The sequence below is a fragment of the Megasphaera sp. NM10 genome, assembly GCF_000417505.1.
GTDB classification, from domain to species: domain Bacteria; phylum Bacillota; class Negativicutes; order Veillonellales; family Megasphaeraceae; genus Megasphaera; species Megasphaera intestinihominis.
Genome location: NZ_APHY01000174.1, coordinates 1 through 634, shown reverse-complemented (window position 1 = coordinate 634; position 634 = coordinate 1). Strand labels below are relative to the sequence as shown.

Genomic DNA, 634 nt, shown 5'->3' with positions numbered 1-634 from the left:
GATGACTGATGCAAAATCGAGGATATAGCGGGCTGTCTTGCGAAGGATGTCCTGCATCCGGAAATTGCGTTTCTTCGCTAACTGACAGAGCTGGTTCGTCGTCTTCCGGCCCTGCTTGGCGGCAATGCTTTGGAGTCTGGCTTTGCGTTTGTTCCAATACTGGTTGATAGATTTGAGTTTACGACCGTCCATGAGGAACGACGTCCCCGTATTAGTAACACAGGCGGCCAGATTGTCCAGCCCTAAGTCGATAGCCAAGATACGGCCTGACGAGGTTTTCACTGGTTCTGGGTCCTCTAGGTAACAATACTGAATCTTGAAATACCGTCCACCATACATGGGACAGATACGGATTTCCTGAATTGTCTTATCCTTCAGCCTGTCGGGAACAGGAATCCGAATCCGATGTCCATTATGGCGTTTCATATATTCACGGCTCATCGGCACTGTTAAGAAGCCATTCTTAATGGTAATAGCGTTCGTCGACAAGATGAGATTGAAGAGACCGCCTTTTTCACGATAGTGTGGCAGGCAGACAACCTTTGAACCATAGTCACCTGACTTGACTTTCTGCAAAAGCCCGAAAAAAGAACGAAAACTTCGGTCGGCCATCTTCAATATCTGCTGGGCCTGA

Annotated in this window: 1 protein-coding gene; it reads right to left on the bottom strand. The window is 48.1% G+C overall.

Annotated features, from left to right (window positions below; all coding sequences use genetic code 11):
- A partial coding sequence (locus tag NM10_RS14885) for a transposase (RefSeq protein WP_020311967.1) occupies nucleotides 1–634 on the bottom strand: 634 nt, incomplete at both ends.